The following is a 22118-nucleotide window of genomic DNA, read 5'->3' as shown; positions in this document are numbered from 1 at the left end:
TCAGCGCGGCGTCGGGACGTGTTCCAGAATTTGTTCGATGAGCGCCGTGGCGAGCTGCGCACGACGCAGTTCGTAGACCGGCGTAAAGAACACTCGATGGCCGAGCGTCCAGGGAGCCACTGCATGGATGTCGGCGGGAGTGATGTGAGTCCGGCCGGCGAGCCAGGCTACGACACGCGCGGCACGCGTCAGAGACATCATGCCTCGCGGGCTCACGCCGGCGAGAATGAGCTTGCTCATGTCGACGCCGTCCAGGCGCACGCCAAAGCGCACCGGGTCCTGGCTCGCATCCCATAAATCCAGAACGTAACGCTCCAGCACCTCACTCGCATGGATGCTGCGCTGGATTGCCGCGCCGATTTCATTGAGCTGCTGCCACGGCAGAATGGCGGGCGTCACGCGTTCGATCAATTGATCGACATCGTGAAAAGCCGGGTCGAACACCAGTGCGCGGCGTATCTCCGGCGCGACGGGCGTGGGCATGCGCAGCTCGAACATGAAACGGTCGCGAGCCGCGGACGCGAGCTCGAAGGTTTCCTCCTTCTCGACCCGGTTGCGGTCCGCGAACACGATCATGTGCGGAAACCGATACTCTCGATTGAAGGCCGAGACGGTGCGCTCCGCCATCGCCCGCAGCAGCAACGATTGAACCTGCGGGCGGGCGCGGTTGATCTCGTTGAAGAAGAATGTCGCGAGCCGCTCGCCATGCCGGAGCAGCGGACCGGCCTCGATCCTCGGCTTGCCTTCGGCGTCGACGTAAGTGTGATAGATGAGGTCGCCGGGCATCAGGTCGACGGTGCCCTCGACGCGCTCGAAATCTCCGCCGATGGCGCGAGAGAACGCACGCAGGATGGTCGTCTTGCCGACGCCGACATCGCCTTCGAGCAGCACGTGCCCGCGAGCGAACAGCGCCACGTTGATCAGCCGGATGGTGTCGCGCTGGCCGACGATGGCCTTGGCGACTTCCTCCTCGACCCGCAACGCCCGAGCCCGCCAATCCTGCAGCTGTTCGTCGGAAGCCATCGGACCGGCCCTCGCTCTACCGACCTGCTACACGTGCCACCCCAGGTACAGGGATGTGCCCGCCGCCACAGGCGGCGAGCGCAGGGGGAAAAGTCGCGCCTTTTCCCCTCTGCGCCACAGCGCGAGGGCAGGATGCCCGAGTCGCTGTTTTACTAGTCTGGTGACTTTCGCGGCGATTTGCCACCTGTGGTAAAAAACGGCAGTGGCGTCTGGACGCCGAAGCTTTTTTCGCCGGAGGGCCGATGTTTCGACCGGAATTCTTGCTAGTGCTCGGGAGCTTGTTGGCAGTGGGCGCGTCCGCGGCGAATGCGCCCGCCGGGGACCCGAAACCCACCGAAGTGTGGTCGCCGGTGCCGGTGAAGGTGACGCCGGGGCCGACCGCCGGCGCGCCGCCCTCGGACGCCATCGTGCTTTTCGACGGCAAGAATCTGAACGCCTGGAAAAGCGAGAAGGATGGCGGGCCGGCGAAGTGGCGCGTGGAGCGGGGCGAGCTCGTGGTCGCGCCGGGCACGGGCGACATTCAAACTCGCGCCAGCTTCGGCGACGTGCAACTGCATGTCGAATGGTACGCGCCGCAATTGCCGGCGGACAAAGTCGATCAGGATCGCGCCAACAGCGGCGTGTTCCTGCAGGACGTGTACGAAGTTCAGGTGCTCGATTCGTTCGAGAACAAAACGTATGTCAACGGCCAGGCGGGCGCCATCTACAAACAACATCCGCCGCTCGTGAACGCCAGCCTGCCGGCCGGCAAGTGGCAGACCTATGACATTATTTTCACGGCGCCACGCTTTGCGCCGGACGGTGCGGTGAAGTCGCCGGGGCGGATGACGGTGCTCCACAACGGCGTGCTGATACAGAACAATGCCGAACTGAAAGGCGCCACGGCTTACATTGGGGCGCCAATATATAAAGCTCACGGCAACATGCCGATCCGTCTGCAGGATCACTCGCACGAGGTCCGTTTTCGGAATATCTGGCTGCGGAAGCTCTGAAGACCCTGCGAAATGTGACGATGCTCACAAGCCGTGCCGTGGGGCGGTGGTTGAATGCCGTCCGAATTCCGACCTGGCCACGGTGGAGCACCCGCACGGGTGCATAACAAGGAGCACGGACATGACACGAGGATTTGCCGCCGCGATCTCAGCGGTGTGGCTCGCGTTTTCGTTTTCCACGATTCAGGCCGAGGAGGCGGCGGCGGATGCGCAGCCTTCACCGGGGGAGGCCGCCTGGGCCGCCGCGGATGCGGCCAAACAGACGGGTCCTGCGAAGATCGAGTTGCGTGACCAGGCCAGCCTGCAGCTGCCGGCCGGTTACATCTATATTCCGGCCCGGGAAGGCAAGGCCGTCATGGACGCGATGGGCAACCAGACCGACGATCGCTTCCTGGGGTTGATCCTGCCCGAATCGCAAGCGGGTTGGTTCGTGACGCTCGACTACGAGCCCGCCGGCTATATCAAGGACGACGACGCCAAGGATTGGGATGCCGACGAGCTGCTGCAGAGTCTGAAAGACGGCACCGAAGCGGCCAACGAGCACCGCGAGCAAATGGGCATTGCGCCGATCGAAGTCACCCGCTGGGTCGAAACGCCGAGCTACGACGCGTCGACTCATCGCTTGATCTGGGCGGCGGAAGCTCGCGACAAAGGCGGCGCAGACCAGGATCCCTCGATCAACTACAACACCTATGTGCTCGGTCGCGAGGGCTACATCTCGTTGAACCTGATCACCGCGGCGTCGGCGATCGAGACCGACAAGTCGGCGGCACGTGAGCTGCTCAGCGTCACCGACTTCAACTCGGGCAAGCGCTACGCCGACTTCGATCCCTCGACGGACAAGGTGGCCGCGTACGGGCTCGCTGCACTGGTCGGCGGGTTGGCGGCCAAGAAGCTGGGCTTGCTCGCCATGGTCGGCGCATTCCTGCTCAAGTTCGCCAAGATCATCTTTATCGCGGTGGTCGCCGCCGGCGGCGCCATCATGAAGTTCATCAAGGGTAAGAAGGAAGCGGCCGAGGGCGCTTCCTGATCTAGCTACTGCTCGACGCCGGCAAGCTGTGCGAATTCGCGCCGACCGCGGGAACCTCTCGCGGTCGGCGGGAACTATGCGCAACCCGCTCTGTTTCTTCTCCAGTTGCGCAATGGGCTGGATCAGGCGGCGTCCGTTTGTCAGCCATCTCACGTCCGGTCGCGCGAGTACCGACGACGCGGGAGGGTGTCATGAAAGCAGTTCGATTCATCGAAACTGGCAAGCCAGCGCAGCTGGTCGATGTGCCGGCGCCCCGGCCCGGGCCCGGACAAGTATCGATCAAGATCGCCGGCGCCGGTGTTTGTCACTCCGACCTGCACGTCCTCGACGAAGAGCTCGGTCTCAAAGGTCCCTTCGTGCTGGGCCACGAGAACGCCGGTCATATCGCAGCGCTGGGCGAAGGGGTGCGCGAATGGCGGGAGGGCGATGCCGTCGCGGTGTATGGGCCTTGGGGCTGCGGCCGATGCCGCACCTGCCAGACGTCGGCGGAAAACTACTGTGAGAATCACGCCAGCCTCGCAACCATGGGGGGCGGTTTGGGCTCCGACGGCGGCATGGCCGAATATATGCTCGTGCCATCCGCCCGGTTGCTCGTTGCTCTCGGCAAGCTGGACCCCGTCGCAGCGGCGCCATTGTCCGATGCGGCCCTGACGCCTTACCACGCCATCAAGGCGGCCCTGCCACTGTTGACGCCGGATGCGACCGTCGTCGTCATCGGCATTGGCGGTCTCGGTCATATGGCCGTCCAGATCCTTCAGGCGCTGACTCCCGCACAGCTGATCGCCGCGGACATCGATGACAGCAAGCTCGAACATGCCCGCAAGTTAGGAGTGCGGCATGCCATCAATACGCGCGACGCCGATGCTGCCGCTGCCGCCATCGCGGATCTCGCCGGCCCGCGTGGGGCGACGGCTGTATTCGACTTCGTTGGCGCGCAGGCGACTGTGGATCTCGGCGCGCGCATCGTCGGCCGTAATAGTCGTTTGACGGTGGTCGGATTGGCGGGTGGCGTCGTCCACTATGCGGCCAACAATCCGCAGTACGGTTGCCAAGTCACCATTCCCTACTGGGGATCGCGCACCGAGCTGATGGAAGTGATCGCGCTCGCCGCCGCAGGTCGTATTCGTGCGGAGGTCGAGGTTTTCCCGCTCGAGCAGGCATTGGACGTGTATCAGCGCCTGCGCGATGGGAAAATTCGCGGCCGAGCCGTGTTGCGGCCATGATCGGCTGCGATCCGGCCTCCGCACGTGCGATCATGGCGGCATGACCTCCGATACACAGTCGACCTTTATCTCGCTCGCGCTGTCTCCGCAAATCGTTCGCGCCGTCGAAGAGAGGAATTACACCGCGCCGACGCCCATTCAGAGTGCGGTGATTCCCGGCGTGCTGAGCGGGCGGGATGTTTGGGCGTGCGCTCATACGGGCTCGGGCAAAACGGCTGCGTTCGTTCTGCCATTGTTGCAGCGGTATTCGCAAGCCAGGCGCGAAACGCCGCGGCCCGTTCGTTCGCTGATTCTGGTGCCCACGCGCGAGCTTGCCGCGCAGGTCGGCGCATCGGTCGAAAGCTACGCCCGCTATCTGCCGGATCCGATCAAAGTGGCCACGGTGTTCGGTGGCGTATCCATCAATCCTCAGATGATGGCGTTGCGAGGCGGCGCGGACATCGTCGTTGCGACACCCGGTCGACTGCTGGATCTGGTGGAGCACAATGCCTTGAGTCTGCGATCCGTTGCCACCTTGGTGTTGGACGAGGCCGATCGCTTGCTGGACCTCGGTTTTACGGACGAGCTTGCGCAGGTCTTGAGCTTGTTGCCCGAGCGCCGTCAGAACCTGCTGTTCTCCGCAACGTTTCCGCCCGAGGTTGACGCGCTTGCTGAGACTCTGCTGCGAGACCCGCTGCGAGTCGATGTTCCCTCCACACCGGCGACTGTGCCGGATATCGCTCAGCGCGCCATCCACGTGGATGCGCCTCGCCGCACTCAGTTGTTACTTCGCTTGATTCGGGAACAGGGCTGGGCCCGCGTGCTGGTTTTCGTCGCCACCAAATACTCGACCGAGCATGTGGCGGAGAAGTTGCGAAGGGCAGGAATCAACGCCGCGGCGATCCACGGCGAGCTGAGCCAGGGTGCACGAACTCAAGCGCTGGCGGATTTCAAAGCACAGCAGTTGCAGGTCCTGGTTGCAACGGACATCGCTGCACGCGGTATCGACATCGTGCACTTGCCCGCTGTCGTGAACTACGATCTGCCGCGCTCCACGGACGATTACATTCACCGGATCGGCCGCACCGGGCGCGCTGGCCAATCGGGTGTGGCAGTGAGCTTCGTGAGCGCCAGCACGGAGGCGCATTTCAGGTTGATCGAAAAGCGGCACCGAATGATTCTGCCGCGCGAGATCGTGCCGGGATTCGAGCCGGTGGAGACAGCGGCGCCGGTCGCAGCTGGCGCCTCGAACGGTGGCATCAAGGGAAAGCGCAAGAGCAAGAAAGATAAACTGCGAGAGCGCGGCGGTTTGAACTAGGGCCGCTCGACACTCAGCACCTTGCCTTCACGCGTGCGCACGCGTTGCATGTCGATGCCGAGTTCTTCCTGATAACGGCGAACCAGCCTCGCTTCGATTTCAGTCATCAGTGTAACCGCGAGCCCGCTGACGCCTGCGCGACCGGTGCGGCCCACGCGATGCAGATACGCCTGGCTCAACGTGGGCACGTCGAAGTTGAAAACGTGCGTAACGCCTTTGATATCCAGGCCGCGTGCGGCGATGTCCGAGGTAATTAGCACTCGAATCTTGCCGCTGCGAAATCCATCCATCGCGCGCTTTCGATCCTCCTTGTGAAGCGCCGCGTTCAGATCGGCGGCAGGGATTTTATGGTGCGCCAGCTTGAGCGCGATCCGCTCCGCTACATCGTTGCGGTGGACGAAAACGATGGCGCGTTCCGGCGCGAGTGCGTGCAAAAGCTTACGCAGCTGGTCCGGCTTGTCGCGCTCGTCCTCGCAGATCAAATAGAGATGCTCGATGTTTTCGTTGACCGCCGCGGCGCCTGCCTGAAGCATGAGCAGCTCCGGCGCCCACTCTTTGGCGATCGCCATGCTCTCGCGCTCCAGCGTTGCTGACGCAAATATCAGCTGCCGGGTGCGCGGCGCGGCCTGGATGATGGCGCGAACGGCGACCGTGCTCTCGTCGCTCAGCAGTCGGTCCGCCTCATCGATGACGACGCTGCGAACGAACTGCGCCTTGAGCTTGCCCTTGGCGATCAGCTCCGCGATCCGGCCCGGTGAACCGACCACGACGTGCGGCTTCTTTTTCAACTTGTCGATCTGCCGCTCGGTGGAGGTGCCGCCGATCAGCAGCAGCGAACGCACTGGCCAGCCGGCATTTTGCGCCAGGTCGCAGCACTGACGATGGATCTGCAGCGCCAGCTCGTGCGTCGGCGCGACGATCACTGTTTGCGTGGCCGCTTGCGCGGTGTCGAGACGGCCGAAGATGGGCAGCAAATAGGCGAGCGTCTTGCCGGTGCCGGTTTCGGCGTGCAGATACGCATCGCGGCCGGCCAACAAGGCCGGCAGCGCCGCGCTCTGGATGGGAGTAGGGTGGCTGATCTGCTGCTTTTCCAGCGCGGCGATCAGCTCGGGCGCCAGCTGCAGCTCGGAGAATGTCATGATCGAAAGAGAATCCCGTCGTCGAATCGGGAGAATCTTATATCACTCGGCAATACTCCGGGGTGGTCAGCCATCCGCAGGCTTGCTGGAGCTCCTCAGGAAATCGACGATCTGCTTGCGCACGGCGGCATCGCCGATGCCCTTGTAGGGTTTCATGTTGTTGTTCGGGATGACCTGGTCCGGATTCTCGATGAACTTGTCGAGCGTCGCGTCGTCCCAGACCACGCCGGAGCTTTTCATGCCTTGCGAATAGGCGGCGAAGCCGGCGGACGATCCGGCCTTGGCGCCATGGATGTTGTGCAGCGACGGCCCGAGTCGATTGTCGCCTTCCTTCACGGAATGGCACGTTCTGCAGTGGTTGTTGAACGCGGCCGGTGCAACTTCGGCGGCAAGGGTCGGCATCGCGAACCCGGTCGCCAATGCAACTGCGAGCCCGCGAACAAGTGCGCCACGCGTAAAGGAGGTCATGACAACTCCACGGATGAGTCCGCCGCCGGTATCGGAGCAACGTGGCGGTCACTGTAGTAGTTCCAACTGCCCCCATCCCGCGCTGGTCGTCCACGCTTGCCGGGGATACGATCGAGTTCGCCTATCCGCACAACCGAACTTGCCGAGCCATGGCCCAGTTCAGGATTTTGCTTCGCGATTTCCTACTCATCACGGTGCTGGCCTGCGCCGCGTTTGCGCCGACGAGGTCGAGCGAGCGCGCCACGCCCGGCGAGCTGATGGACTATGTCGCGCGTCCCGATGAGAGTTTCTCGCGTCGGGAAGTCAAATCGGGTCGGATCGGCAGCGCGGAATACGTCGAGTATTTGCTGACCTCGCAAACCTGGCGGGGTATTCCCTGGAAACATCAGCTCTTCGTGTTGCGTCCAGCGAACATGAACGGCGACGCCAGGCACGCGCTGCTGTTCATTCATGGCGGGCGTTGGAAACCGGAGTACGAAGGCGAACGCAAGGAAACACAGTTGCCGCGCGAAGCGGCGTTGTTCGCCCGCCTTGCCGAATCGATCCAGGCGCCGGTGGCGGTGTTGCGGCAGGTGCCGTTTCAGCCGCTCTTCGATCGCAAAGAAGATGCATTGATCGCCTACACGTTCGATCAGTATCTACGCACCGGCGAAAGCGATTGGCCCTTGCTGCTGCCGATGGTGAAGAGCGCCACTCGTGCGATGGACGCGGTGCAATCGATCGCGCAAGAGCGGTGGGGCGCGACGCTCGACTCGTTCACCGTGGCGGGCGCCTCCAAACGCGGCTGGACAGCGTGGCTGACGGCGGCTGTCGATGGGCGCGTGATGGCTGTCGCACCGATGGTGATCGACGTGCTGAACATGCGTGCGCAGATGGAATATCAGCGCGCAACCTGGGGCGACCTTTCCGAACAGATCAGCGACTATTCGTCGCTCGATTTGCCGCGGCGGCTCGAGACGGAACGCGGCAGCCTGCTGCTGTCGATCGTCGATCCCTTCAGCTATCGCGAGCAGCTGACCTTGCCCAAGTTGATCCTGCTCAGCACGAACGATCGCTATTGGCCGCTCGACGCGCTGAAGTTCTACTGGCCGGAGCTGCAGGACCCCAAGAATGTGCTGTATGTGCCCAATCAAGGCCACGGCTTGCGGGACGTCGATCGCGTCATCGGCGGCCTGAGCGCGGTCCATCGCTACGCCGCGGCGGGCAAGCCATTGCCTCGTACCGCCTGGTCGATCGCAGTAAGAGATCGAAACCTGATCGTCACCGTGAGACCGGAGCGGCCGCCACGACGCGTTATCGTGTGGAGTGCACGCAGCTCCACGCGAGATTTCCGCGACGCCCATTGGTCATCGCACCCGTGCGAAAAGACTCGTGACGGCTATGTTTGTTCGACACAGCGCGGAGAAAAGGGCTACCGCGCAGTGTTCGCCGAAACGGCTTTCCGTGACCCAGGCAGCCCTGTCTTCTCCACGACGACGACCGTGTGCCTTGTGGGAAGCGACGAGAATGAAACGCCGGCGTGCTGAACTTCGTGCCACAGGCGGCATCGATCGATGAAGATCGACGCCGCCTGTGGGAGTCGATTCAGTCGTTCGTCACTGCCGAACCTTCGCGGTCTCCTTCACTAACGTCGCGTTGGCATCGTCGCCATCCAGCGACCACGAGAACAAACCGCCCAGTCCCAGATTATTGACGTACGCGGCTTTGGTCGCGATCACCGTTGCATCGTCGAAGCTCCAGAACTCGGTGCCGTTGTAGGTCCACAGCTGCTTGGTCACCGGGTGATAGAACTTCGGCGCATTGCGCGGCGCGAGCACTTTGTAATCTTCGATGCCTTGTTCATACGTGCCAAACGCGGGCCCGCTGGCGGGTTGATACAGGCCGTTCGTGCCGCCATTGGCGACGCCGGTCCAGCCGCGGCCATAAAATGGAATGCCGATCACCAGCTTGCTCGCCGGCACGCCAGCACCCAGCAACTTGTTCACGGCGGTCTCCGTGGCATAGGTCTTCGCCACGCCCGTGGCGGGATTGTTGGGATCCATGTGCAGATTCGACTGGAAATTCGTCGGACCCTGCGGCTCGAACCCGCCGTGATAGTCGTAGCTCATCACATTGATCCAATCCAGATGCTGCGAGTACGCCGCGGGCTCCGTGTTGTCGATCTTGTCCGCGCCGGCGCCGATCGCCACCGTCAGGTAGTACTGACGGCCGGTCTGCGCGGTCAGCTGAGTGAGCTGACGACGGAATTCGCCGAGCAGCAGCGTGAAGTTGGTTTTGTCCGCCGGGCTCACGGTGTTGTACGGCATGCCGCCACCGCCCGGGAATTCCCAGTCGATATCGATGCCGTCGAATACGCCCACGCCCGCGGCCGGGCCGCCCGCGCCGTCCGCGACCGGCAGATTGCCTTTGAGATAGATATCGATGCAGGAGGCGACCAGGGTCTGGCGTGCCGCGTCTGTTTGTGAGAAGCGGCTGAAGTTCTTCGACCACGTCCAGCCGCCGAGCGAGATGAACGTCTTGATCTGCGGGTGACGCGCCTTGAGTTTCTTCAACTGATTGAAGTTGCCTTTCAGCGGCTGACTCCAGATATCGCCGACACCGTCCACCGAACCCGCTGCGTCGTAAGACTTCTGATAATCGGCATAACCATCGCCGCCATCGCCGGTGCCGGTTTCTGCCCGGGTGACGATGCCGCAGCGTCCGTCGTTATAGACGTTGCCGAACGCGTAGTTGATGAACGTGAGCCGCGATGCCGCGCCGGAAGTATCGATGTTCTTCACATGATAGTTGCGCTGATAGATGCCCCACTGGGTGAAGTAGGCGCCGACCTGCTTGCCGCCACCCCCGGGGTTCTGCGTGACGGTGATCGTGACGTCATCGGTCGCGGTCGCGCCTTGGTTGTCCGTGACCCTGAGGCGGAACGTCAAGGTCGTGTTCGAGGACGGCGCGGTGAAACTTGCCGTTGCGGTGCTTGCGCCATTCAGGGTGACGCCGGGTCCCGCTGTTTGTGTCCAGAGATAACTGGCGATGGAGCCGTCGACATCCGTTCCGGAGCCCGCCAGTGTCGTGGCCGAGCCGGGAGTGACATTGCGATCCGCTCCGGCATTGGCGGTCGGCGGCTGATTCGCGCCGGTGCTGCAATCATGCAGCTTGCGCCACACTCCCCATTCGCCGGACTGCGTGGGAATTTCGTTCTGTGTCCACCATTTCGCTTCGTACGCCGCGCTTTGATACGTGACGCGGTTGCCGTTTGTATATATGGAGCTGCTGCTCCACGCGGGATAGGGACACGGCTGTGCTTGCGCCATCGCGAGCGATGTAGACAACAGCCATAGAAACATCGCGACGAGGGCCAATGGGACGCGTGCAATTGATGCGGTCACTGCGAATTCCTCCGTGATGGTTGGGAGAGCTGAGCTCCTTCCTGATCGATTCCTTTCGCGCGTGGCATGGCCGATGAGACACGGTGGTACCACGTAAGTCCAATATAGTACCAATGAAAAACGAAAGGCAAGTGCCGGCGTGCGCCTCTCGTGGTAGACGAGAAACCGTAATAAAAACGGATAATTAGATGAGGATCCGAACCTCTGGCGGCGGAATTATTGGTATTGTAAAGGTATTATCGTGAGTACCAATTACATGCTCAGTAGCGTCTGCTCGCAACCACGGCCGCCGCTTGAAGGCGGCGGCCGGCTATTCACATCGACGGCGTCATGATGATCGTGGAGGACGAACTGCGTGACCGTCGTCTGATCAAGCTCATCCCCGAGTGGACATCGAAGCCCGGCATCGTGCACGCAGTGTTTCCATCGCGCCGGGGGCTGCTCCCCTCGGTTCGCGCGCTCATCGAATTTCTCGCGCGGAGTTTCGATCAGTTGCAGGAGACATGAGCTGGCTCAGCTAATGTTTCAGCTCGCAATGAAAGTCGCTGACGCTCGATCCGCTGCCGAATTCACGCCGCCAAGACGCAACGCGCCGTTGTTGTTCCGTAAGTAGCTCGCTGGCGAAGCAGAGGAGGCGAAGCTAACGCCTTTCGCATCGGCGAGCCCTCGCTGCTTGATGAAGCTGCTGCGCTGGGCGAACGCGGTGCTGCCATCGTCGCGCGCCACAGTCACGGTTGAATCGCTGCCGACGACGAGTTTGCTCGTAGGTGACTCGATGGGCACGAGCGATATTTGTTTGGGATCCAAGCGGCTGGGGACCTGCCGGAACTGAGTGGTGGCGACCGGGCCGGCGCCGACGGTGACGCGTTTGCCGCTGACGCGGACGAACTGGTTGGGGCTGTCGCGGGGCGACCAGCGATTAGGCAACGCTCCATTGCCGACCGGAATGCCGAAGTCCGGCGTGCCGTCCGCGCGGAAATAGAGCCGCTGAATCCGGGTGTGACGATTCGGATCGAACAGCGGATCGCCGACGATCTTTTGGTAATCGCGCCCGTGATAGACGAGCAGGTCATGACCTTGCTCATCGACGGTGAAACTGTTGTGCCCGGGGCCATATACGCTGGTGGCCGGGGAGCTGACGAACACGGGCTGCGGCGCTTTGGTCCACGCGGCGGGATTCATGATGTCTGCGTCGTCGGCCGCAGTGAGCAGGCCCAGGCAGTAACGATCGTCGGTCGCGCTCGCGGAGTAGGTCATGAACAGTCGTCCATGGCGCGCTAGAAACGCTGGGCCTTCATTGACCTTGAAGCCTTGAATCTCCCATTCGAGCGTCGGCGCGGTCAGCCGCGCTGGCGCCTTTGCGAGCGTAGTGGGTGTGGCGAGCGGCGCGAGATAAACGTTCGTGTTGTTCTCGAATCCTGGCTCGTGTTGCGCCCAGCTGATGTAGCGCACGCCGCGGTGCTCGAATATCGTCGAGTCCAGCGTGAACGTGTCCCACGGCGTTTCGAGCTTTCCCAGCAACTCCCACTTCGACGTAACAGGATCGGAGCCGGCAGCACGCAACACGTAAGTTCGAATGCGAAACTTGTCGTCACCATCGCCGGCCGCGAAATAGATGTGCCAGCGACCGTCGAGGAGGTGCAGCTCGGGCGCCCAGATATAACCTGCCATGCGGCCGCTCGCCGGCCGTCGCCACACGACTGTTTCCTCCGCGGTACCCAGGCCCGCCAGGGTCGGTGAGCGCCGAATGATCACGCGGTCATACTCAGGGACCGATGCCGCCATGTAGTAGCTGCCGTCATGACGGAAGATCTGAGCATCGGCCCGTTGCCGCACGAGCGGATTTTCGGCGGCGGCAGAAGACGCAGAAGCTGCTGATTGCGTAAGCATGGGGTATGCGGCCAAAGCCGTGGCTCCGCCCAGGAACAGGCGGCGCGAGAGGTAAGTCATCGGGCTATGAGGGCTCAGTGAACAACTCAGACAATTGTGCCGCACCGGGAGCCCCGAGTCACCAGGGCTATTTAGCCTCCGCTAACGCGGCGCAAAGCGCCTGCCGCAAGCGCTCGCTGGTATAGGGTTTGCTCACGCAAAGCGCGCTGTCGATGTTAGGGAGGGCGCGGTCCTTGAGTTCGTAGCCGGTTGCGAATACGACGGCCGTGCCACGGGCGCGCAGTGATTCCGCCAAGTCAAAGCTCATCTGGCCGTTGATGTTCACATCGAGCACGGCGACGTCGAAGTGTCCTGCGCGCGCGCGTGCTTCGGCTTCGCTCAAGGTGGCGGCGGTCTCGACTCGCACCACTCCAAGCTCTTGCAGCATCTGCTCGGCGTCGAGCGCGACCACGAATTCATCTTCAAGCAGCAGCACGCTGGCGCCATCGAGGCTTGGCACGTTTTCACCCCTAGAATCGCATCGAGAATGTGCAGTTCAACCCGCCTGGCGCGAGCCGGTAGTCGCACGTCCCCTGCAGGTCGTGCGAAACGGCGTTCCGGATGAGCTTGGTACCGAAGCTCTCTTTGACTTTCTCGGGCGAGAGGCCCGGAACGCCGGTCTCCACCCAGCGCAGCGTGAGGCAGCGGCCGGCAGCGTCGACGCTGACGATCCAATCGATCGCGAGCTTGCCGCCCTCGTGAGCCAACGCGCCGTACTTCGCGGCGTTCGTCGTCAGCTCATGCAGCGTCAATGTCAGGCTGAGCGCGTGCTTGGGCGGCAGCCGCACTCCGGGCCCGTCCAGACTGATGCGGCCCTTGTGGTCATAAGGGGTGAGCTCGGCATCGAGGATGTCTCGCAGCGAAGCGTCGCGCCAATCCTGCAGCGTGAGCAGGTTATGCGTGGCGGCGAGGGCGCCGATGCGCCGTTTGAGCGTGTCCACGAGCTCGGTGCGTTCGGTCTTCGAACCCACCGTCTGGTTCACGATGGAAGCGACGGTGGCCAGCGTGTTCTTCACCCGGTGCTGCAGCTCATCCATCAAGCGGCGCAGTTCTTTTTCCAGCCGCCTGAGCTCCGTGACATCTTTGAGGATGACGCCCACCGCGGCCACGCGGCCATCTTCCTCGTACGGATAGAAATCGATCAGAAAATCGCGCGCGGCGTCGCCATTGATGCGCACGGTCGCATCGATATTGACCGCCGCCTTGGCCTGTTCGAACACTTCGACGACCGGCGCCGCCATTCGCTCGGCCAGCGCAGGGATCATATCTTCCAAAGTGCGCCCGATGAGAACGTCCATGCTGTGCTCGGCAAGAACGGCGAAGTGCTGATTGACGCGCAGGAAGCGACGGTTGCGATCTACCATCGCCATGCCCACCGGTGCGGTCTTGTACAGCGTCTCGATTTCCCGGCTGCGCTGGCGCGCGAGCCCTTCGTTGCGCGCCACATCGGCCTGCGCCTGCCGCACCTTGGTGACATCGGCAAAGACCAGGATCACGCCGTCGATGGCATCGTTGAGATCCCGGTACGGCAGAACTCGCAGCACGTAGCTTTCGTCGCCGTCCTCGATCGCCAGTTCCTGCTCGACCGGCTCGCCGGTTTCGAGCACCTTACGGCCGAGTGCTTCCAATTGCCGTTGATCCGCACGCGACACCACGTCCGAAAACAGGCGGCCGCGATCCTGCTCCTGGAAGCGGAACAGGCCCCGCGTGGCCGGCGTGAAGCTCCGGATGCGCATCTTGCGATCCAGGAAGATCGTCGGCACCTGCGTGCTCTCGATGAAGTTCTGCAGGTCGCTGTTGGCCCGGGCGAGCTGATCGACCTTGTTCTTCAGCTCTTCGTTGACGGTCGCGAGCTCCTCGTTGGCCGATTGCAACTCCTCGTTCATCGACATCATTTCTTCGTTGGAGCTCTTCAGCTCCTCGTTCGAGGTCTCGAGCTCCTCGATCGTCGTGCGCAGGCGCGAGCGAGTCTCGTCGAGCTCGTCTTCGAGCTGCTTGATGCGCTCCTCCTGGGAATAGCTTTCCTCCTGCACGTCCGTATCGGCGTCGGTTTCGCGGCCCGCGCCGGCGTCCTGGAAGACGAGCAGCACGTCTTCTTCGTTGAGCGGATCGGCGATCACATCGACGTGCAGCACGCTCTCATCGTCGCCTTCGACGGCGACGTCGCGTTTGATGGTGCGCTTCCTGGTGGAGCGCGCGCCTTCGAGCACGGACCGTACCGCGGACCTCAGGCCCCGCTTGGCCAGATCGGTCACTTTGTTGGAAGGCGTTCCTTCCGCCAGTTCCAGGTACTTTCCAGTGCGGCCCGAAGCGCGAACGATGTCGCTGTCGGAATTGACCACGACGTGCGGCGGGGCATAGCGCTCCAGGATGCGTCGTCCCGCTGTGTCAGACCGATCGAGCGGCCGCCGCGCGTCCTGCGCTGGCAACGGATCGGCGGCAGCGAGCGCCAACGGCTGGACGAACAGCGGCATTGCGACGGATTGACGGTGCGACCCGCGGCGGCGGTATACCTTCGCCGGGGCATCGACGGTGTCGAAGATATCGTTGCGGGCGGCGATGTTTTCCGCGGAGCCGAGAAACAGCCAGCCCTGCGGCTTCAGTGCATAGTGAAACACTGGAATGAGGCGCTGCTGCAGATTGGAATTCAGATAGATGAGCAGGTTGCGGCAAACGATCATGTCCACGCGCGAGAACGGCGGGTCCTTGATCAGGTTGTGATTGGAGACGCGCACCATGTCGCGCACCGATTGCGTCAGCGCGTAATCGTCGTCCTGGGCGTAGAAATAACGGTCGAGCAGTTCGAGCGGAACGTCCTTGACCGCGGATTGCGGGTAGCTCGCGGCGCGCGCCTTCTGCAGCATGGCTTCGTCGATGTCGGTGGCGAAGATCTGTATGGTCGGTCGCGCCTGCATCCGGCTGAGCGCCTCCGCGATCAGGATGGCGATGCTATACGCCTCCTCGCCGCTGGAGCAGCCCGGCGTCCAGATTCGTACCGTGTCGCCGGCGCCTTTGTCGCGCAGTAATGCCGGAATGACTTCGCGGCGCAGGAAGTCGAATGCCTCCGCGTCGCGAAAGAAACACGTGACGTTGATGAGAAGATCGCGAAACAGGAGCCGCGCTTCGTCCGCCTTGCTTTCCAGACGTTCGAGGTATTCCTCGGCGGTGGAGGCGCCGACCACCTGCATGCGGCGCTGGACGCGCCGAAGCATCGTGCTGCGCTTGTATTGACTGAAGTCGTGCCCGAGCCGATGCCGCAGATGTTCGCAGACACCGAGCAGAAAATCGGTGACATCCGGCAGATTGACGACGCTGGCCTGGCCGCGCTCGAAGTAATCGCGAATCGCATCGGGCATATCTGCGACCGCGAGGACCTTGTCGACCAGGCCGGTGGCCACGGCGCTCTTGGGCATGCCGTCGTATTTCGCCGTGTTCGGGTCCTGCACCAACGTGAGACCCCCCGCCTCTTTGATGGCGCGCAGCCCTTCGCTGCCGTCGGCGCCCGTGCCCGACAACACGATACAGGCGGCGTTTTGACCTTGGTCGGCGGCAAGGCTGCGGAAGAACACGTCGATGGGCCGGCGAAAACCGCGCGGTTCGGCGAAACCGCACAACCGCAAGCGCGCTTGTTCGATCGTCAGGCTGGCGTTCGGCGGAATGAGATAAACGCAATTGGGTTCGATCGCCATGTTGTCGACGATCTGGCGCACGGGCATCGAAGTGCGGCGAGCCAACAGCTCGCCCAACATGCTTTCGTGATTGGGATCGAGGTGCTGGACCAGCACATAGGCGAAGCCGGCATCGGCGGGCGCCGCCCCGAGAAACATTTGGAAGGCTTCGAGACCGCCGGCCGAAGCGCCGAGGCCGACGACCGGGCAAAGCGCCGGAAAGGCGCCGAGGTCCGGCCGGTCGGGCGAGAGCAGCCCTTCACGGCTCGCAATTTCTTCAACCTTGTCCGTCATTTATTCGATTCATACAAGGAAGCAGAGCACCGCTGACGCAGCCGAAGCTGCGCGGATTCAACGCGGTGGAGCGTTATCCTGTTCCCTGTGCGACGGCCCGGTTGTCACAAAACGTTCACGGTCGCGCTTGCATAATCGTGAATCCCCCACGAAGTTCCGTGCTCCATGAGCGTTGCCGAATCGGTTCGATGAAGGACCAGAGCAAGTCCATTGCCGCTCGAGTAGCGAACGAGATTCTTCCGCATGAGGCACTGGTGCGTAATTGGCTCAAGCGGCGCTGGGGCAACACGCTGGATATCGACGACCTGATCCAGGAGTCCTACAGCCGCATCGCCAGCCTCGACAGCATCGATCACATCGACAACCTGCGCTCCTATTTCTTCCGGACCGCGCATGCCGTAGCGACCGATCTCATGCGTCGCGCCAAGGTGGAAAATTTCAGCCGGGTGACGGAAATCGAGTGGTCGAACGTCTTGGATGAAAGTCCGTCGCCCGACCGGGTCGTCGACGCCAGCCAAAGACTCGAGCGAGTGAACGACTTGCTGTCGAAACTGACCTGGACCTGCCGGCGGGTGATCGAGCTGCGCCGTATCGAAGGCTTGTCGCAGAGGGATACGGCCTTGCGGCTGGGGGTCAGCGAAAGCGTCGTCGAGAATCACATCGCGCGCGGCTTGAAGAGTGTGCTGGACGCCGCGGCAGATCGGGACGAGAGCACAGAACGAAAGGTAGACGCTGTTGGCAAGAGCCAATTCCGCAAGCGCAACTTCCGTCGATGAAGCGGCGGCCCACTGGGCAGCCCGCTCCGCTTACGGCGAGATGACCAGCGAGAGTCGGGCTGAGCTGGAGGCCTGGCTCGCAGCCGATCGACGGCATCGCGGTGCTTACCTGCGCGCCCAGGCTGGGCTGCATGCCATGGAGCATGCGGTTGTGTCTGGGCCGCCGCTGCCTGTTGCCGATGCCGAGATCGCACCTCGCACGTCGAGGGTCCGGTGGGCCATGCGCATCGCTTCCGGGTGTGTGGCCATCGCTGCCAGCATCCTCGTGATGATCGCACTCGATGTAAACGTGCTACGTCCGCAGCCGACAATGAACCAGGTCATGAATCTTCGCGACGGCTCGGTGGTGACGCTGCTCGCGGACGCACGGATCGACGTTGCCTTGTCCGATCACGATCGGCGCATCACGTTGCACGGAGGAGAAGCGACATTCAAGGTCGCGAAGGACACCTCCAGACCGTTCGTCGTTAGATCCGGTGAGGTGTACGCGCAGGCCACGGGCACAGAATATTCCGTCCGCAGGCACGGCGTCGCCGGCGCGGCGGTCCATGTTTCGGAAGGCAGCGTGCTGGTGTGGGCGCGTGACGACCGCGAGCAGGCCGTGCTGCTTCATGCAGGCGGTGAGTTGACGCTCGATCCGGGACCGGAAGCGAACGAACAAACTCACGCACTGCCGGCACCCGCGGTCGCTCAGATTTCGCTGGACGATGTATCGATCGCATCGGCCGTCGCCCGTTTCAACAGCCTCAACGAAACTAAGATCGTGATCGACGATGCCGAGGTTGGCGAGGTCAGGATCGTCGGCTTGTTCATCGCTCACGATCCCGAGCGGTTCGCTCAGGCGGCCGCCGTCGTCGCGAATGCGCGCGTGGTCCGGCGTGGGCGCGACATCGTCCTGCAGCGGCAGGAGTAGTGTGAATCTTTGGTGACAGACGAAGGATCCGCCGCAACCGTGCGTCTTGAACTCCGATTCACTTACTCATCGGAGCTTCGACAGCGATGCGTTCCTTCACTCGGCGGACAGGCAACTTCGTTGCCGCCGCCATTGTTTCCGCCCTGGGATTTGCGGCCACTGCGCACGCGCAAGGGGCTGACCAGCCTGAATATCGATCGCACCTACGGCAACTTTCCGGTGCGCGAGGAGGATCATCGCCGCAGGACCTCGACTGTCGGCATGGAGCTTTCCGGCGAAATCGCCGCAGACATCAATTGGAGCGCGTTTGCCCAGTACGGCCGGGTGAAGGACCACGCCATTCAAGGCAATGTGCCGTGGAAGTCACATTGGCTCGCCGCGCGCGACGTGATTACCGGCCCGAACGGCACGCCGGTCTGCCGCAGCGAAGCGGCGCGCGCCGAGGGTTGTGTTCCGCTCAACATCTTCAGCCAGATTCCGGCGAGCGAAGCACTGAAAAACTATGTGATGTCCGATCGCGACGAATACCGCACCACGACCCAGCAGCTGTTCGGTGCAGAGATCCATGGTTCGGCGTTTCAGCTGCCGGCGGGCAAGATCGGTTACGCATTCGGCGTCGAGTACCGCAAGGACACGCTGAAAAACGAAGACGATCCCATGGCGCTGTCCGGCGAGCTGGTCTATGGCGGCGGTCCTGGCGCGCGTTCGGAGCTGGATGTTTCGGCGAGCGTGAAGGAAGTCTTCACCGAAGTGCTGGTGCCAGTGCTTGCAGATGCGCCGTTCGCGAGGCGCGTCAACCTGGAACTGGCTTACCGCTATTCGGACTACAACACCGTCGGCGGCACCAATGCGTGGAAGGCCGGTCTCATCTGGGAGCCGCTGCAAGGATTCTCCATGCGCGGCGTGCAGTCACGCAGTGTGCGCACGCCTAACTTCGGCGAGCTTTACGAACCGGTCTTCACCAACACGACGCTCGGTTCGATCACCGATCCCTGCATGGTCGCGTCGTATTACGCGACGGCGGAGCGTGCGGCGAACTGCGCCGCGCTCGGCGTACCGGCGCCCGGAATCGTGGATCCCAAGGTCGGTCCGCATGTCACGACCGGTGGCAATCCGGAGTTGGGCCCGGAAACCTCGGACAGTCTGACGATCGGCTTCGTGTGGCAGCCGAGCTTCCTGCCGAACTTCGATCTGACGGTGGACTACTGGGACATCGATATCGAAGACGTCATCTATCAGCTCAGCTACACACAGGTCCTGAACCTGTGCGTCGACATGCCGAGCATCGATAACCAGTACTGCGCGGCGCAGGGGCGCAATCTCACGCCGAATGTTCCGACCTCCCAACACGGCATTCTGATGCCAGCGGGCGCGGCACTGTGGGTGAAAGCGCAGCAGGCCAACATTTCGCGCTTGTATGCCAACGGCGTCGATGTGAGCTTGAGCTATCGCATCGATGTCGGTCCCGGCCGCCTGGGCTTCCGGCTCGCCGGCACCCGCCTGATCGAAGACGTTCTTGAAACGACGCCGGGCGTTGCCGCCGGCGATCAGCGCAGAGATGGCGCTTATACCAATCCGAAAACTCGCGCCACGCTGACCACCACGTACGACGTTGGCAACTTCGGAATGGCGCTGAGCTCCCGCTACTGGGGCAAGGGCCTCGGCAACGTGCTTGCCATGTCGGGCGAGCAGTACCAGGACAACACCGTGCCTTCCGTGACCTACCACGACTTGTCGGCTCGCTATACCTTTGGCGGCCACACGGTGAACTTCGCCGTGAACAACCTGTTCGACAAGTTCCCGCCGCAGATGGGCTTCGGCGAGCCGGGAATTTATTTCGGCGGCCAGGTGTACGACCTGGTCGGTCGCAATTACAACGTGGGTTGGACCTACCGGTTCTGATGTAGCTCGAGATGATTACTGGATACCGCATGAAACATTTCCTGCCGAGACGATTCTGTCTGCCTGTCCTGCTCCTGCTTGCGTTCGCCGCGCCGATTCACGCTGCGTCGTCGGAGCGGGCCGTGCTGCTCATTTCCATCGACGGGCTGCATCCGAGCTACCTGATCGAAGCGCAGAAATATGGGGTGAAAGCCCCCGTGCTGCGCGAGTTCGTCTCGAAAGGTGCGTATGCCAGCGCCGTCATCAACGTGACGCCGACGGTTACGTATCCGAATCATATTGCGCTGGTAACGGGCGTCGCACCGGCCGAGCACGGCATTCATACCAACACTGTGTTCGACCCCGAAGGTGTGGAGAAGGGCGCATGGAACTGGTACGGCGCCCAGATCAAGGCGCCCACGTTGTGGGATGCGGCCAAGGCCAAGGGCCTGACGACGGCCGCGGTGTTGTGGCCGGTGTCGGTGGCGCATTCGTCCATCGACTACAACATGCCGGAATACTGGCGCGTCAAGCAGCCTTCGGACAATTACCTGTTGAACGCAGTGTCGACGCCACGTGGCTTTCTCGAATCGATCGAGAACGTCGGCGCTGTGTTCGGAGGCGCAGCTCACGAGGACGGATCGAGCTTCGACGCGAGGCTGACCGAAATCGCGATCGCGATGATCGAGAAAGCGCGGCCGCAGCTTCTGACGGTCCACATCGTCGGGCTCGATAGCGTGCAACACGCGAAGGGGCCGCTGCCGGTCAACGAGGCAGCGCGCGAGCTGCTGGAGCAACTCGATGGATTGATCGGAAGAATGATTGCCGCCGAACGCAAGGCGCATCCGAATGCCACCATCGCGATCGTCTCCGACCATGGATTCATTCCGGTCAACGCCACGGTCAATCTGAACGCGGCGTTCGCCAAGGCCGGGCTGATCGAGTTGGGCAGCGACGGCAAGCTCAAATCCTGGCGGGCCTACTCCTGGAATTCCGGTGGCAGTTCCTCGGTCGTGCTGAAAGATCGAAATGACCGCGCCACGTTCGCCACGGTGGACAAGATCCTCACCGAACTGGCCGCCGATACGAAGACCGGCATCGCCGGCGTGTTGCGCGGGCCCGAGGCCGTCGCCGAAGGCGCGCTGCCTCAGGCGTCATTCCTGGTGGATTGCAACTCCGGCTTCGCGATGGGCGAGGCGTTGACCGGCGAGGTGGTTCAGCCCAAATCCAAAACCACCGGCATGCATGGTTACCGCAACACGCACCCGGAAATGAACTCGGCGTTCTTCGTGATGGGGCCGGGCATCCAGGCCGGGAGGAACCTGGGCACGATCGACATCCGCCAGATCGCGCCGACGCTGGCGCTGGAGCTTGGCGTGCAACTGCCGACGGCCAAGATGTCGCCGTTGCCGCTGCGCTGAGAAGAATTTCGTCGGCGGGGGACCGGGCAGGAAAGGTTCTTGCCCGGCCGCCTGACTTGGCTCTAGTATCCCTCCCGACCGGTGTTACCGGTAACAAAAAGCTGCCGATTCGAGCGTGGCGAAGCGGGGGAGGGTCCATGATCAATCGACGTAACTTTCTGCAAGGGACATCGGTGCTGATGGCCCACGCGAGTTTTTCTCAAGTCGTCGCCGCTTTTGTCGCAAGCCGAACAGCGGCAGCCGCGAGTCCACGCGATCCGATTTTCCTATCGGCTGCCGAGTTGAGCCGCGTCGCTGTCCTGGTAGATCTCATCCTTCCTGAAACGGATTCGCCGGCGGCCACGGCCGCAGGCACGCACGAATTCGTCGATGTGGCGCTGAGTGCATGCGCCTCACCCAAACAGCAAGCGACATTCCGGCAGGGACTCGCGGCGCTTGCGGCCGAGGGTTTCGATGCGATGAGTGCGCCGGATCGGCTCGCCTGGTTGCAGCGACGTGCGGCGTCCGATGTGGTGCTGACGTACGACGAGTCGTTCTTCAAGATCCTGAAGGACTACACCCTCACCGGCTACTTCCATTCCGAAATCGGCGCCACCCAGGCGCTGGCCTACGAGCGCGTGCCAGGCGGATTCCAAGGCGATATTCCGCTGGCGGCCGGTCAGAAGGCGTGGGTGATCTGAG

General features: G+C 62.6%; 18 protein-coding genes. 11 read left to right on the top strand and 7 right to left on the bottom strand.

Annotated features, from left to right (window positions below; translation table 11 throughout):
- Entirely contained in the window at positions 1-1023 is a 1023-nt protein-coding gene (locus GYH35_RS24560) for an AAA family ATPase (protein WP_161811801.1), read from the bottom strand.
- A 242-nt stretch (positions 1024-1265) separates the two neighbouring features.
- Between GYH35_RS24560 and GYH35_RS24555 the strand changes: the two genes are divergently transcribed.
- From GYH35_RS24555 to GYH35_RS24540, 4 genes are all read left to right on the top strand, one after another.
- Complete coding sequence (locus tag GYH35_RS24555; protein WP_202624630.1) at positions 1266-2015, top strand: 3-keto-disaccharide hydrolase; 750 nt, start codon at positions 1266-1268, stop codon at positions 2013-2015.
- Between the two features lie 121 nt (positions 2016-2136).
- Positions 2137-3045 carry a DUF2167 domain-containing protein gene (locus GYH35_RS24550; protein ID WP_161829738.1) on the top strand — a complete coding sequence of 303 codons (909 nt, stop codon included), beginning with the start codon at positions 2137-2139 and terminating at the stop codon, positions 3043-3045.
- A 191-nt stretch (positions 3046-3236) separates the two neighbouring features.
- A complete protein-coding gene (locus GYH35_RS24545) occupies positions 3237-4268 on the top strand; it encodes an NAD(P)-dependent alcohol dehydrogenase (RefSeq protein WP_161829737.1) in 1032 nt (343 codons plus the stop codon).
- A 40-nt stretch (positions 4269-4308) separates the two neighbouring features.
- On the top strand, positions 4309-5565 hold the full coding sequence (locus GYH35_RS24540) for a DEAD/DEAH box helicase (protein WP_161811804.1): 1257 nt from the start codon (positions 4309-4311) through the stop codon (positions 5563-5565).
- Here the strand turns inward: GYH35_RS24540 and GYH35_RS24535 are convergent.
- Positions 5562-6704, bottom strand: coding sequence for a DEAD/DEAH box helicase (locus GYH35_RS24535; protein WP_161811805.1), 1143 nt, complete (start codon positions 6702-6704; stop codon positions 5562-5564). The genes GYH35_RS24540 and GYH35_RS24535 overlap by 4 nt on opposite strands.
- Positions 6705-6770: 66 nt before the next feature.
- Positions 6771-7172 (bottom strand): c-type cytochrome, encoded by a 402-nt coding sequence (locus GYH35_RS24530; protein ID WP_202624626.1) that lies wholly within the window; start codon positions 7170-7172, stop codon positions 6771-6773.
- Between the two features lie 149 nt (positions 7173-7321).
- On the opposite strand from GYH35_RS24530, the gene GYH35_RS24525 reads away from it, so the two are divergent.
- Positions 7322-8698, top strand: coding sequence for a PhoPQ-activated pathogenicity-related family protein (locus GYH35_RS24525; RefSeq protein WP_161829736.1), 1377 nt, complete (start codon positions 7322-7324; stop codon positions 8696-8698).
- Between the two features lie 69 nt (positions 8699-8767).
- Here GYH35_RS24525 and GYH35_RS24520 read toward each other — a convergent pair whose 3' ends face one another.
- Entirely contained in the window at positions 8768-10555 is a 1788-nt protein-coding gene (locus tag GYH35_RS24520) for a glycosyl hydrolase family 18 protein (protein WP_202624624.1), read from the bottom strand.
- A 330-nt stretch (positions 10556-10885) separates the two neighbouring features.
- Here GYH35_RS24520 and GYH35_RS24515 point away from each other — a divergent pair, with 330 nt between their 5' ends.
- Entirely contained in the window at positions 10886-11062 is a 177-nt protein-coding gene (locus GYH35_RS24515) for a type 2 periplasmic-binding domain-containing protein (protein ID WP_161829735.1), read from the top strand.
- Between the two features lie 18 nt (positions 11063-11080).
- On the opposite strand, the gene GYH35_RS24510 is transcribed toward GYH35_RS24515, so the two are convergent.
- The 3 genes from GYH35_RS24510 to GYH35_RS24500 all read right to left on the bottom strand — a co-directional run bounded on the left by GYH35_RS24510 (position 11081) and on the right by GYH35_RS24500 (position 16446).
- Complete coding sequence (locus GYH35_RS24510) at positions 11081-12445, bottom strand: family 43 glycosylhydrolase (protein ID WP_202624622.1); 1365 nt, start codon at positions 12443-12445, stop codon at positions 11081-11083.
- Positions 12446-12572: 127 nt separating this feature from the next.
- Positions 12573-12944, bottom strand: coding sequence for a response regulator (locus GYH35_RS24505; protein ID WP_161811808.1), 372 nt, complete (start codon positions 12942-12944; stop codon positions 12573-12575).
- Positions 12945-12954: 10 nt separating this feature from the next.
- On the bottom strand, positions 12955-16446 hold the full coding sequence (locus GYH35_RS24500) for a chemotaxis protein CheB (RefSeq protein ID WP_161829733.1): 3492 nt from the start codon (positions 16444-16446) through the stop codon (positions 12955-12957).
- A 188-nt stretch (positions 16447-16634) separates the two neighbouring features.
- Here GYH35_RS24500 and GYH35_RS24495 point away from each other — a divergent pair, with 188 nt between their 5' ends.
- From GYH35_RS24495 to GYH35_RS24475, 5 genes are all read left to right on the top strand, one after another.
- Positions 16635-17222 (top strand): RNA polymerase sigma factor, encoded by a 588-nt coding sequence (locus GYH35_RS24495; RefSeq protein WP_161829732.1) that lies wholly within the window; start codon positions 16635-16637, stop codon positions 17220-17222.
- Positions 17182-18135: a FecR family protein gene (locus GYH35_RS24490; RefSeq protein WP_161811811.1), complete on the top strand. Its 954-nt coding sequence runs from the start codon at positions 17182-17184 to the stop codon at positions 18133-18135. The genes GYH35_RS24495 and GYH35_RS24490 overlap by 41 nt, the downstream gene beginning before the upstream one ends.
- A gap of 39 nt (positions 18136-18174) precedes the next feature.
- Positions 18175-20037 carry a TonB-dependent receptor gene (locus tag GYH35_RS24485; protein ID WP_161829731.1) on the top strand — a complete coding sequence of 621 codons (1863 nt, stop codon included), beginning with the start codon at positions 18175-18177 and terminating at the stop codon, positions 20035-20037.
- Between the two features lie 29 nt (positions 20038-20066).
- Positions 20067-21437, top strand: coding sequence for an alkaline phosphatase family protein (locus GYH35_RS24480; RefSeq protein ID WP_161829730.1), 1371 nt, complete (start codon positions 20067-20069; stop codon positions 21435-21437).
- 137 nt (positions 21438-21574) lie between these two features.
- Positions 21575-22117: a gluconate 2-dehydrogenase subunit 3 family protein gene (locus tag GYH35_RS24475; protein WP_161811814.1), complete on the top strand. Its 543-nt coding sequence runs from the start codon at positions 21575-21577 to the stop codon at positions 22115-22117.
- Position 22118 lies beyond the last annotated feature (1 nt).

Source organism: Steroidobacter agaridevorans (genome assembly GCF_009932555.1).
Taxonomy (GTDB): Bacteria; Pseudomonadota; Gammaproteobacteria; order Steroidobacterales; family Steroidobacteraceae; genus Steroidobacter; species Steroidobacter agaridevorans.
The sequence above is the reverse complement of the archived record's forward strand: the minus strand, read 5'-3'. Positions and strand labels throughout refer to the sequence as shown.